The sequence below is a fragment of the Stenotrophomonas sp. GW821-FHT02D01 genome (genome assembly GCF_059421765.1).
This window is the reverse complement of the sequence record NZ_JBWKVP010000003.1, coordinates 1-11,941: the sequence shown is the minus strand read 5'-3', so window position 1 is coordinate 11,941 and position 11,941 is coordinate 1. Positions and strand designations below refer to the sequence as shown.

The 11,941-nt window shown below is 67.4% G+C and carries 10 protein-coding genes; 3 read left to right on the top strand and 7 right to left on the bottom strand.

Going from position 1 to position 11,941, the window contains the following annotated elements:
• Positions 1-35: 35 nt before the first annotated feature.
• Positions 36-860 carry an alpha/beta fold hydrolase gene (locus tag AC07UW_RS07530; protein WP_223495343.1) on the top strand — a complete coding sequence of 275 codons (825 nt, stop codon included), beginning with the start codon at positions 36-38 and terminating at the stop codon, positions 858-860.
• A 74-nt stretch (positions 861-934) separates the two neighbouring features.
• Here AC07UW_RS07530 and AC07UW_RS07525 read toward each other — a convergent pair whose 3' ends face one another.
• From AC07UW_RS07525 to AC07UW_RS07495, 7 genes are all read right to left on the bottom strand, one after another.
• A complete protein-coding gene (locus tag AC07UW_RS07525) occupies positions 935-2,581 on the bottom strand; it encodes an MFS transporter (protein ID WP_223495346.1) in 1,647 nt (548 codons plus the stop codon).
• On the bottom strand, positions 2,575-3,858 hold the full coding sequence (locus tag AC07UW_RS07520) for an alginate export family protein (RefSeq protein WP_495211755.1): 1,284 nt from the start codon (positions 3,856-3,858) through the stop codon (positions 2,575-2,577). The genes AC07UW_RS07525 and AC07UW_RS07520 overlap by 7 nt, the downstream gene beginning before the upstream one ends.
• The gene (locus AC07UW_RS07515) at positions 3,837-5,684 is read right to left on the bottom strand and encodes an amidohydrolase (protein ID WP_495211930.1); all 1,848 of its coding nucleotides are present in this window, start codon (positions 5,682-5,684) and stop codon (positions 3,837-3,839) included. The genes AC07UW_RS07520 and AC07UW_RS07515 overlap by 22 nt, the downstream gene beginning before the upstream one ends.
• A gap of 119 nt (positions 5,685-5,803) precedes the next feature.
• Positions 5,804-6,229 (bottom strand): DoxX family protein, encoded by a 426-nt coding sequence (locus AC07UW_RS07510; protein ID WP_495211754.1) that lies wholly within the window; start codon positions 6,227-6,229, stop codon positions 5,804-5,806.
• Positions 6,230-6,231: 2 nt separating this feature from the next.
• The gene (locus AC07UW_RS07505; RefSeq protein WP_428704973.1) at positions 6,232-6,888 is read right to left on the bottom strand and encodes a hydrolase; all 657 of its coding nucleotides are present in this window, start codon (positions 6,886-6,888) and stop codon (positions 6,232-6,234) included.
• Entirely contained in the window at positions 6,885-7,301 is a 417-nt protein-coding gene (locus AC07UW_RS07500; RefSeq protein ID WP_222389166.1) for a helix-turn-helix domain-containing protein, read from the bottom strand. Before AC07UW_RS07500 ends, AC07UW_RS07505 begins: the two co-directional genes overlap by 4 nt.
• Positions 7,302-7,379: 78 nt before the next feature.
• On the bottom strand, positions 7,380-7,712 hold the full coding sequence (locus AC07UW_RS07495) for a hypothetical protein (protein ID WP_495211753.1): 333 nt from the start codon (positions 7,710-7,712) through the stop codon (positions 7,380-7,382).
• A gap of 104 nt (positions 7,713-7,816) precedes the next feature.
• Here AC07UW_RS07495 and AC07UW_RS07490 point away from each other — a divergent pair, with 104 nt between their 5' ends.
• A complete protein-coding gene (locus AC07UW_RS07490; protein WP_495211752.1) occupies positions 7,817-10,840 on the top strand; it encodes a sensor histidine kinase in 3,024 nt (1,007 codons plus the stop codon).
• Positions 10,833-11,486 (top strand): response regulator, encoded by a 654-nt coding sequence (locus AC07UW_RS07485; RefSeq protein WP_025878524.1) that lies wholly within the window; start codon positions 10,833-10,835, stop codon positions 11,484-11,486. Before AC07UW_RS07490 ends, AC07UW_RS07485 begins: the two co-directional genes overlap by 8 nt.
• Positions 11,487-11,941: the final 455 nt, after the last annotated feature.

The window sequence follows — 11,941 nt, the reverse complement described above, 5'->3', positions numbered from 1 at the left end:
AGGCGTCTTTCCTCCCTTCCGCCAAGGAACCTGCAATGAGCAATTTCGTGACCGTCAACGATGGCGCCCGCATCTTCTACAAGGACTGGGGCACCGGCCAGCCTGTCGTATTCGCCCATGGCTGGCCGCTGTCGTCCGATGCCTGGGATCCGCAGATGCTGTTCATGGGCCAGAACGGCTATCGCGTGATCGCCCACGATCGCCGCGGCCATGGCCGCTCCAGCCAGACCTGGGACGGCAACAACATGGACACCTACGCCGATGACCTCGCTGCCGTTCTGGATGCGCTGGACGTGAAGGACGCGATCTTGGTCGGCCATTCCACCGGCGGTGGCGAAGTGGCTCACTACATCGGCCGCCACGGCAGCACGCGCGTGGCCAAGGTGGTGCTGGTAGGTGCGGTGCCGCCGTTGATGCTGAAGACCGCCAGCAATCCGGCCGGTACCCCGCTGGAAGTGTTCGACGGCATCCGCAAGGGCACCGGTGGCGATCGTTCGCAGTTCTTCAAGGATCTGGCCACGCCGTTCTTCGGCGCCAATCGTGATGGCAACAGCGTCACCGAAGGCATGCGTGATTCGTTCTGGCTGCAGGGCATGCTGGGCGGTGTGAAAGGCCAGTACGACTGCATCCACGAATTCTCGGAGGTGGACTACACCGACGACCTGAAGAAGATCGACGTACCGGCTCTGGTGGTGCATGGCGATGACGACCAGATCGTGCCCTTCGATGCTTCGGCCAAGCTTTCCTCGCAGATCATCCGCAACGCAGAACTGAAGGTGTACGCCGGTGCACCGCACGGCCTCACCCTGACCCATGCCGATCAGTTCAACGCCGACCTGCTGGCATTCGCACGCAGATGACGTATCGCGGCGGCGCCCGTGCGCCGCCGCTCCTGCCCTGGAGCCGGCCAGCGGCCAGCTCCATCACGGGTCCATCAGATATCGCTGTGGAGATGCGGCGCCGCCGCCGGCAATGGATCATGGCCGCCAACGAAGTGACGCACCACCGGCGCGCGCTCGCCGCGATGCAGCGCGCGCAGCGCCTCCTGGATCGCCTTGTCGTCGGCGGTGATGCGTTCATGCTGGCGCAGGTGCTCCAACCACGACGCTGCGACGAAATACTCCAGATGGATGCCCGGGGTCGCCACATCCTCGACCACGCCCCAGACCACGGCGCCATCGCGCCGACGGATCGTTCCCAGCGTGCGCATCTGCGCCTGGAACGCGGCGCGGTCGGCGGCATCGACGCGATATTCGATGGTCACCAGCACCGGTCCCCGATCATTCGACACCGGCACCGACAGTTCCGGAGCTGGCCAGTGCCCGGCCGGGCTCAGGTTCAGATCTTCGGCGCCTGCAATGCGTACCCGCCACACCAGCAGGCCGCCGATGACCGCACCTGCAGCAGCCACCAGCAGTGCCAGCTCGGGCGATGTGCGCTGCGCCAGTGCGCCCCAGCTCAGGCCACCGGCCGCCATGCCGGCCGAGAACACCATGATGTACAGGGCAAGCGCACGCGCCCTCACCCAGGCCGGCACCGCCGTCTGTGCTGCGATCTGCAACGAAGACAGTACGGTGATCCAGGCAAAGCCATTGACCAGCATCACCAGCGGCAACACGTACCAGTTGCGGGTCAGCGCCAGGCCGGCCAGGCTTGCTGCCAGCGACAAGGTGGCCAGCAGCACCAGCAGGTCGCGGTCAAGCCTGGCCCGCAGCTTCGGGAGCAGCAATGCACCGCCCACCGCACCGATACCGATGCAACCCAGCAGCACGCCGTACTGCCCCGCTCCGCCCTGCATCTGCCCGCGCACCACCACCGGCAGCATCGCGTTCATCGCCGCGGCAAAGAAGAAGAAGCCGGCCGATTTGATCAGTACCGCCTGCAGGCGACCGGCACGGCTGGCATAGCGCAGGCCCGCCTTCAGGCCAGCGCCAAACCCTTCAGGCGGCAGGCTGGACGCCTTCGGATCACGCTTCCAGCCCCACACCACGAACAGCATGGCGGCAAAGGTGATGGCGTTGAACCCGAAGGCCCACACCGCACCCAGCTGGGCCACGATCACCCCGCCGATGGCCGGCCCGATGGAACGGGCGATGTTGATGCCGATGGAGTTGAGTGCCACGGCCGAGGCCAGCATCGGCTGCGGAACCAGCTCGGAGACGATCGCGGCCTGTGCCGGCATGGCCATCGCCGCACCGCAGCCCATGCAGAAGGTCAGCAGTACCAGCAGCTGCGGCGTCAGCAGGTCCAATGCCGTGAGCACGGCGGTCGCTGCCGCCACCAGCAGCATCCAGCCCTGGGTGAACAGCAGGTACTTGCGGCGGTCGACGATGTCGGCCAGGGTCCCGGCCGCCAGCGCCAACAGCACGATTGGCACGGTGGTGGCCGACTGCACCAGCGCGACCATCAGCGCCGAACCGGTGCGTTCGGCCATCACCCAGGCCGCAGCCACGTCGTTGACCCAGGTACCGATGTTGCTGGCCAGGATCGCCAGCCAGATCGAGCGGAACATGCGGATCTTCAACGGCGACCATGCGCCATCGACCTGCGGGGAGTGTTGTGACGCCGATGCGTTCACCATTGCCAAGCTCCAACGATTGAGGCGAACAGCGTGTCCCGGCCACCGGCCTGCGTCAGTGCAGGGCCCGCGTCGACCCAGGCCAGCTGCAGCTGCCATTGCCAGCGGTCATTGACCTGCCAGCGGGTTTCGGATTTGTACTGGGTACCGATGCGGCGTGCGCCTCCGGCACTGCCGGGCAACGCTGCCAACGGTGCCGGCGTGGTATAGACCGCATCGGCGCGCCGATGCTTCCACGCCAGTTGCACACCCAGCTCGGTGGTCACCGCCTCATGCAGGCGCAGTGCCAGCGTCGGTTGCAGATCCATCAGATTGGCCGGTGCCAACAGGCTGGCTTCGCTGAAATAGGCGGACTTGGGAAACAACGCATTGAACGTACCCAGCCGACCATCACCCGGGTCTGCGTCGCCGCTGGCAATGTCGGCCTTCAGGCCAAGCCGCGGTTGCAGCGGCAGCGCACTCCAGCGCCAACCGGTATCGGTGGCGAGGGTCCAGGCGCGGATGTCCAGATCGCCGGTCACCGCCCGCAGTTCACCGCCCTGCGCCACCAGTTCGGTATTCCAGTCCAGCGCACCCGACTGTCCGAACCAGCGCGCGCCCAGGGTCTGCCGGCGCTCGGTACCGCTGCCCGGGGCGAAGCGCGCGCCCTCGCGACGATAGTCGAGCAGGTAAAGGTCCCACTGGCTGATGCCAGCGCCCTTGGCCGTGGTCGCATACGCACCGAGCAGGTGTGCACCGCCCTCACCGCGGTCATCGAAAGCACCCGGGCGGTTCTCGACCGGGCGCAGCGCCATCAGGTCCAGTGCGCCCAGCCTGCCCTGCCACCCCACCCGCGCACCATCGAAGGCCAGGCGGATGTTCGGCCCGTCGCGCACCGACAACAGGCGCGAGCTGCCATAGCCCGCTTCCTGCCGGCCCAGCTGCACGTGCATGCCAGCGCCGGACCAGCGCCAGTACGCCTGCTGCACGTCCAGCGCGCCGCGATCGGTACGAACTGGGCCACCGGCCTTGCCGCGCTCGGCATGCGTACCCAGCTGCAGCTTCGCCTGCCAATCACCCTGCGCGAAGGAGGCAGAAGCCAGCGCACGCAGCAGGCCGTAGCCATCGTCGCCAGCACCGACGCCAAACCGGGTCGGGGCGTAGTACATGCCACGCAGGCGCAGCGATGCATCCCACTGCAACTGGCCGTCGCCCACCGTGGTACAGGCGCCACCTTCGCAGGCCAGCGCCAACGACGGCAACACCAGCGATGCCAAGGTCAGAACGCGAAGCACGAACACCCCATCGCGCCCCAGAACGCGGTCAGGTCGTTGGTTGGCGCCGGATGACGAACCGCGTGGCCATGCGCACCGTGGGTGCCGCAGGCCACACCATGGTGATGACGGTGCGCCGCAGCCAACCCGGTCGCCCCGCCACCGACGTGGTAGCCACCGAAGCGGTTCACCGGCGACCAGTCCGGCATCGCCGGAGGCAGCTGCGGCGCCAACCCGGCGTAGTCGCCGTCGCCATGCACGATGCGGCCACCCACCACGGTCAGCAGGCTGGTGATGTCGGCGATCTGCTGCTCATCGACGCGGAAGAAGTCGGCCGACAGCAGGATGAAGTCGGCCAGCTGGCCCACCTTCAGCGTGCCCTTCACCGCTTCGTCGCCGGAGAACCAGGCGCTGCCCTGTGTCCACAGGCGCAGGGCCTGCTCGCGCTCCAGCAGGTTCTCATCACCGTACAGGGCCAGGCCGCCGACGGTGCGTCCCGTCACCAGCCACGACAGCGCCACCCATGGGTTGTAGCTGGCCACGCGGGTAGCATCGGTGCCGGCGCCGACCGGCACGCCCTCGGCCAGCATCCGCTTCACCGGTGGCGTGTGCCGCGCCGCCTGCACGCCATAGCGCTGCACGAATGCCTCGCCCTGGTAGGCCATGCGGTGCTGCACGGCGATGCCGCCGTTGAGTGCGCGGATACGCTCGATGTTGCGCGGGGTGATGGTCTCGGCATGGTCGATGAACCAGTGCAGGCCATCGAACGGCACCTCACGGTTGACCTGCTCGTAGACGTCGAGGATGCGGCTGATGCTTTCGTCGTAGGTCGCATGGATGCGGAACGGCCAGCGCTTCTCCACCAGCAGCTTCACCACATCGTGCAGCTCCGGCTCAAGTTCCGGTGGCAGTTCCGGGCGCGGCTCGTTGAACAGTTCAAAGTCGGCTGCAGAGAACACCAGCATCTCGCCGGCACCATTGTGGCGCAGCAGGTCATCGCCCTGGCGCGGTTGCAGCATCTCGCTCCAGCCACGGAAATCGCTGACCTCGCTGCCCTTGTTCTGGGTGAACAGGTTGTAGGCGATGCGCACGGTCAGCTGATCATCGCGATGCAGCTGCTCGATGACCTGGTAGTCCTCGGGGTAATTCTGGAAACCGCCTCCGGCGTCGATCACCGAGGTGATGCCCAGGCGGTTCAGCTCGCGCATGAAATGGCGGGTTGAATTGGCCTGGTACTCGACCGGCAGCTTCGGCCCCTTGGCCAGGGTCGCATACAGGATCAGTGCATTCGGCTTGGCCAGCAGCAGGCCGGTCGGGTTGCCCAGCGAATCGCGCACGATCTGTCCACCGGGCGGGTCCGGCGTTTCCTTGGTATAGCCGCAGGCACGCAACGCGGCGCGATTGAGCAGCGCGCGGTCGTACAGGTGCAGCAGGAACACCGGCGTATCCGGAGCGATGTCGTTCAGCTCCTGCAGGCTCGGCAGGCGCTTTTCGGTGAACTGGGTCGCGGTGAATCCACCGACCACGCGCACCCACTGCGGCGCGGGCGTGCGGTCAACCTGCGCCTTCAGCATGGCCATCGCATCGGCCAGTGAACGCAGGCCATCCCAGCGCAGCTCCAGGTTGTAGTTCAGGCCACCGCGGATCAGGTGGGTGTGGCTGTCATTGAGGCCGGGCACGATGCGCCGCCCCTGCGCATCGACGATCGTGGCTTCGCCGCCCCAACCGCGCATGATGTCCTCATCGCTTCCCACGGCAACGATGCGGCCGTTCTGCACGGCCAGTGCCTGCGCATGCGGCTGTTGCGGATCAAGCGTGGTGATGCGTGCGTTGCGGATGACCAGTGTGCTCATGCGACGCTCCTTGGAAGGGGATTGGATGGCCGCGGCAGTACCGCCAGCCAGGCCCAGCGCCAGCGCGGCACTGGTGGCCAGCACCACATCGCGGCGGCCAGGATCGAGAGGTTCGTTGTTCACGCGATGTCTCCAGAAAGAAGCAGACCATCCACCGCCCATGCACCCGGCCCGGCCAGGGCGGTGGCCAGCAGTGCCAGCGTCCACAACAACGGATACTCGGCCCCGCCGCGCATCCAGAACCACCCGTTGCGCAGCGCCAGCAGGGCGGTGAAGGCGATGAAGGCGGCAGCGACAAGCGCGGCGATCCGGGCCTGCCAGCCCAGCATCACAGCGCTCCCGGCCACCACCTGCAGCAGCGCCAGCAGCAGTGGCAGCGGCGCCGACGACGGCAGACCGAAGCCACGCAGTTCGCCGGCAAAACCTGCCAGGCCCGGTCCGTTGAACCAGCCGAACAACTTGCCCAGCGCATGCGGCAGCAGGAATCCTCCCGCCGCCACCCGCAGGATCAACAAGGCCAGGTCGAGGCCATGGCCATCGCGCACGCTCAGTGCCCGCCTTCCTGCGCGCCGAACATGGTCTTGGCGTACTGGATGCCGACGCCATAGCCACCCGCATGGTCACGGGCGATGCCGGTGGTCAGGTCGTAGGTTTCAGCACGCGCCCAGTCGCGCTGCAGTTCCAGCAGGTACTGCACGCTGGTGATTGGCACGGCACCGGCCTGCACCATGCGGGCGATCGCACGTTCGTGCGCCTCTTCGCTCACATCGCCGCAGGCATCGGTGATCACGTAGACCTCAAACCCCTGCTCCAGCGCCGACAGCGCCGGGCCGACGATGCATACACTGGTCCACAAGCCGGCGAGCACCAGCCGACGCTTGCCGATGCGGTTCACCTCATCGATCACCGGCTGGTCTTCCCAAGTGTTCATCGACGTGCGATCGAACACCGCCTGGCCGGGGAAGATCGCCGGCAGCTCCGGGAACATCGGGCCGGAGAACGACTTCTCGGCCACCGTGGTCAGCAGCACCGGCACGTTGAATCCCTTGGCGCCCTTGCTGATCAACGACACGTTGTTGCGCAGCGCGGAGATGTCGATGGTGTGGGTGGCGAATGCCATCTGCGACTGGTAGTCGATCAGTATCAGGGCGTGGTCGCCCGGTGACAGCAGTGCTTTGGCGGGGGTGGCGGTGGCGAGGCTCATGGGTGGACTCCGGTGGAGGAAACAACAGGGGGCTGGGAACGGGCCGCGCCATCGGCCAGATACTGGCCGGGACTGCAGCCGGTCTCGGCGCGGAAGCTGCGGACGAAGTGGCTCTGGTCGAAGAAGCCAAGATGCTGGGCCAGGCAGGTCATCGACTGCGCGGCCATCGGCAGCAGCTGCGTGGCGCGTTCGATGCGCCGACGGCGCACGTAGCGCAGCGGACTGGCGCCGGTACCCATGCGGAACAACCGCACCAGATGGAATCGGCTTACGCAGGCAACGGCAGCCAGCTCGGTCACCCGCAGCGGCTGCGACAGGTGCTCGTCGATGTAGCGCAGCGCACGCTGCAGGGCAGCCGACTGGTGCGGTGCCAACGTGGTTGCGGACAGGGCAGGAGGCTGGACGGTAGCCATGAAGGAGCGCCTCGACGGGAATACCCATGGTGTGCCGCCGGCTGCGATCGCCCTACCCCCGTCGGTCGAGGCCGGCACTCACCCATTCGGGGGAGGCCGGCGCTGCAGCAGGCGGCGGCCGAACAACCGCGCATCCAGCGAATACGCGCCCGGCCCCAGCATGAGCAGGGCCAACGGCAGCAGCAGCCAGGGCAGCGCCGCGCCCTGCCCGTACAACCCCGGCACCGCCAGCAGCACCGCCAGCGGGGTCAGCAGCCCGGGCAGCAGCAGGCCGATCGCCGCCAGGCACACCAGTCCCGGCGCACCGGCCGGGCTTCCGCCCGCCAACAGCCCCCCCGCCACGCACAGGCGCAGCCACAGCAATCCCAGTCCGGGGCCGCGGTCAGGGAACATCACATACAAGCGCTGCATCGCCGGGCTCCGTCATCCATCACGGCGTGATAGCGGACACCGAAGCGTTACGCCTACCCCGAACGGGTCACCCCCGCCTGCCCCGCACCTGCCAGAATGACCGCATGCGTGGCCGCCCCTTCCCCTTCCTGCGTCGCCTGCCGGCGCTGCTGTCGTGCCTGCTGTTGCTGACTGCCCTGCCCGTCTTCGCCGTGCAGCAACCCGCAGTGAGCGATGGCATGCCCGGCTATCAGCACACCGCCTGGCGCGTCGGCCAGGGCGCCCCGGGGGATATCTGGGATATCGTCCAGGACCGCCAGGGCATGTTGTGGCTGGCGACGGGTTCGGGCCTGTACCGCTTCGACGGCCGCCGTTTCGAGCGGCAGGCCGCACCGACAGGCACCCGTTTTCCCTCCACCAACATGGTTACCCTCGGCCTCGATGGCGGCGATGGTGGCCTGTGGATCGGCTACTTCCAGGCAGGCATCAGCCAGTTCACGCAGGAACGCCTGCGCAGCTTCGGCCGCCCGCAGGGCGTGCCGGTGGGTGTGGTCCCCCGCTTCGCGCATGACCGCAACGGCCGCCTGTGGGCTGCCGTCAATGGCGGCCTGCGCTGGTTCGATGGACGTCGCTGGCAGGAGCCGCCGGCTTCCTTCGGCCTGCCGCAGAGACGCGTGCAATGGGTGCTGCAGGACCGCCACGGCACATTCTGGGTGCTGGCGGACCTGCAGATATGGCGTCGCCCTCCTGGCGCGGCCCGCTTCGAAGCCACCGGCATCGCGGTCTCGCAGATGGCCTCGCTGGTTGAGAGCCCGCGCGGCGAAATCTGGCTGGCCGACCGCGTGCGCGGCACGTCGCCGCTGGCCAACGCGCATGGCCTCTTGCCCGCCGAGGAACGTGAAGCACGGCGGCTGCCCGGGCTGGTCGCCTCGCGCCTGCAGTTCACGGCCGACGGGGCCCTGTGGGCCACGCTCAGCCCGCACGGTGGCGTGGCCCGGGTCACCTTCGACGGCCAAGAGGCTGTGCGCATGGAGCGCTTCGATGCCGCGCAGGGCCTTACCGCGACGTCGGCAGTGCCGGTCCTTGCCGATCGCGAAGGCAACATCTGGGTAGGCACCAACCTCGGCCTCAACCGCTTCCGTGCGCACAGCGTGCAGACCTTGTCCGTGGGCCCTACCGATCCCTACCGGTCATTGGTACGCGCCAGTGATGGCCGAGTGTATGGCTATGGCGAAGACCTGAAGCTGTTCGACCTGCGGCGTCCGCTGCTGGGCGGCAGTGCTGCGCAGCTGCAGGCCGCGGCACGACAGGCACCCACTCCGGTGTGGCAGTTCGACTGGATCAATCTGGCGCGCACCGTCAGCGGCCACACCACCCTCATACCGCTGCCGGCACCGTTCACCGGGCAGCCACTGCACGCCCTGCTGTTTGCCGATGCGGACCAGGCCTGGGCCTGCGCCGGCGAGCGCGCGGTGCTGCACTACACGGACAACCGCTGGCGTCGCGAAACCCGGCTTCCCGAGCAGGCCTGTTCGTCGCTGGCGCGTACCGATGACGGTGCGCTGCTGCTGGGCTACGCCGATGGCACCCTGCGCCGCCTGCACGGCGCTACGGTCAACTCCTACGGCGCCACCGAAGGACTGTCGGTAGGCCCGGTAACCGCGTTGCTGCAGCACAAGGATCTGCTGCTGGTCGCTGGCGAGGCCGGCCTGGCCGCGCGTTTCGGCAACGGCCGCTTCCTGCCGGTGCGCACCGACATGGCCGGCGTGCTGGAAGGCATCACCGGCATGGTCGCCGATGCGAACGGGCTGCTCTGGCTCAACGGCAGCCGCGGCCTGGTGCGATTGCAGGTTGCCACCCTGCGCAGCGCACTGCGCAACGACCAGGCGATAGCCCCCCGCCTGTTCGACGCGGTTGACGGCATGCCGGGCATCGCCCTGCAGAGCGGCCCCATCCCCACTGCGGTACTGGCGGCTGATGGCCTGCTGTGGCTTGCCACCAATCAAGGCCTGGCGTGGCTGGACACGCGGCAGTCGCACATCAACACCATGGCGCCTGGCGTGCGCATCGGTGACGTGCTTTATGGCAGTAGCCAGGCCCCGTTGCAGGAGGGACTGCGCCTTCCGGCCGGCACTACCCAGCTGCAGATCGACTATGTCGCGCTGTCGCTGGCGCGGCCGGAGCGCAACCGCTACCGCTATCGACTGTCCGGCGTGGACGACGCTTGGCAGGAGGCCGGCGCGAGCACGCGCTCCTATTACACCAACCTCGCACCGGGCCATTACCGCTTCGAGGTGGAAGCAGCCAACGAAGATGGCATCTGGAGCAGCACGCCAGCCAGCCGCAGCTTCCACATCGCACCGACGTTCCTGCAGACCGCCTGGTTCAAACTGTTGTGCGTCTGCGTGGTGATGGCTGCGCTGGCGCTGGCCGTGCGGGTCCGCAGCCGGCAGCTGGCGGCATTGTTCCGCGCCCGCCTGCAGGAACGCAACGGCGAGCGCGAGCGCATTGCGCGCGATCTGCACGACACCCTGCTGCAGGGCAGCCAGGGACTCATCCTGCGCCTGCACGCCATCAGCCAGTCGGCACAGACACCAGAGCCGGTACGCACCCAGCTGGAGTCGGCGATGCTGCTGGCCGAGCGCAATCTGGCCGAAGGCCGGGAACGGGTCAACGCGCTGCGCGACGCACCGTTTGCCGGCCGCGATCTCGCCTCTGCGCTGGCCGACGTGCATGCGGAATATGCAGGCCAAGGCACCAATCCACTGCGTTTGACCATGGAAGGCACACCGCCGCCGCTGCAGGCCGAAGCCGCCGAGGAAGTGTTCCTGATCGGGCGCGAGGCCATCCGCAACGCGCTGCGGCATGCGCAGGCCAGTGCCATCGAAGTGGAACTGTCCTACGGCGCCCGCTGCTTCCTGCTGCATGTGCGCGACGATGGCGTCGGCATCGCCAATGACAACGCCGGCGGCGGACACTGGGGCATGCAGGGCATGCGCGAGCGCGCACAACGGCTGGGTGCGGAGCTGCAGTTGTGGACACGCCCCGGCCTGGGTACTGAAGTCGCGCTGTCCGTGCCGGCCCGCCGCTTGTATCACCGACATCCATCGCGCTGGCGTTGGCCCTGGAGCAGAACCTCCCATGACTGAATCCCTTCCTCCCATCGGCGTGCTGGTGGTTGATGACCATCCGCTGTTGCGCGATGGCCTGGCCGCACTGCTCGGCGCACATGCCGACCTGCGCCTGCTCGGCGAAGCAGCCGACGGCGAGGAGGCTCTTGCCTGCTACCAGCAGCTGCGCCCGGATGTGGTGCTGATGGACCTGCAGATGCCACGCATGGATGGCGTGGAAGCGATCGTGCGGATCCGTGCGATCGATCCCCGCGCACGCATCATCGTGCTGACAACCTACCGCGGCGACGTGCGCGCCGTGCGTGCGCTGCAGGCCGGTGCCAGCGCCTACCTGCTGAAGGACATGCTGCGCCACGAACTGGTGGCCACCATCCGCACCGTGGCCAGTGGCCGCCGCGCACCGATACCGGCGGAAGTGGCGGCCAGCATCGCCGCGCACGTGGTGGAAGACCGGCTGTCGCCACGCGAAACCGAAGTGCTGCGCCACGTGGCCGGCGGCCTGTCGAACAAGCGCATCGGCGAACGCATGCAGATTTCCGAGCAGACTGTGAAGGCACACATGAAGAGCCTGATGGAAAAACTGGGCGTTGGCGACCGGACGCACGCGGTAACGCAAGCACTGCGTCGCGGAATCATCAGCCTGGATGACACCGGTCAGGAGTGAAGGTGTTTCGGCCGGGCTGCGCCCGGCACCTGCCGAATCAACGGCCGAAGCAACGGCAACTGCAACAGCAACAGCAACAGCGGGTTTTCTGCGGGATGGCGGGGTGGGTCCGGTGGCAGGGGCCGCTACAAGTACGTCCATGTAAGCTCGGTCGCCGCATCCATGCGGCTCACGCCCCTGCCACCGGACCACCCCGCCTTCGACAGATCTCCGCAATCTGTCTGGATGACATGGCCTGCTTTTGGTAGGTGTCGACCTTGGTCGACACGTAGATCCACGCCATGCGTGGATGCTCTTCGTTCAATTATCGAAATATTGGATTTTGATGGAGATTCATCCAGCTTGGGATGGATCCATCAGACACCGGAAAACTGTCGAAGGTGGGGCGGTGTCGGATTGCGGGGTGTCAGCCGCATGGATGCGGCTGCCAAGCCTACAAGGACGTACTTGCGGCG

Excerpts from the sequence above, each read along its gene's own strand:
- AC07UW_RS07530 (WP_223495343.1), top strand. The coding sequence starts at position 36 with ATGAGCAATTTCGTGACCGTCAACGATGGCGCCCGCATCTTCTACAAG.
- AC07UW_RS07525 (WP_223495346.1), bottom strand. The coding sequence starts at position 2,581 with ATGGTGAACGCATCGGCGTCACAACACTCCCCGCAGGTCGATGGCGCA.
- AC07UW_RS07515 (WP_495211930.1), bottom strand. The coding sequence starts at position 5,684 with ATGAGCACACTGGTCATCCGCAACGCACGCATCACCACGCTTGATCCG.
- AC07UW_RS07505 (WP_428704973.1), bottom strand. The coding sequence starts at position 6,888 with ATGAGCCTCGCCACCGCCACCCCCGCCAAAGCACTGCTGTCACCGGGC.
- AC07UW_RS07500 (WP_222389166.1), bottom strand. The coding sequence starts at position 7,301 with ATGGCTACCGTCCAGCCTCCTGCCCTGTCCGCAACCACGTTGGCACCG.
- AC07UW_RS07495 (WP_495211753.1), bottom strand. The coding sequence starts at position 7,712 with ATGCAGCGCTTGTATGTGATGTTCCCTGACCGCGGCCCCGGACTGGGA.
- AC07UW_RS07490 (WP_495211752.1), top strand. The coding sequence starts at position 7,817 with ATGCGTGGCCGCCCCTTCCCCTTCCTGCGTCGCCTGCCGGCGCTGCTG.
- AC07UW_RS07485 (WP_025878524.1), top strand. The coding sequence starts at position 10,833 with ATGACTGAATCCCTTCCTCCCATCGGCGTGCTGGTGGTTGATGACCAT.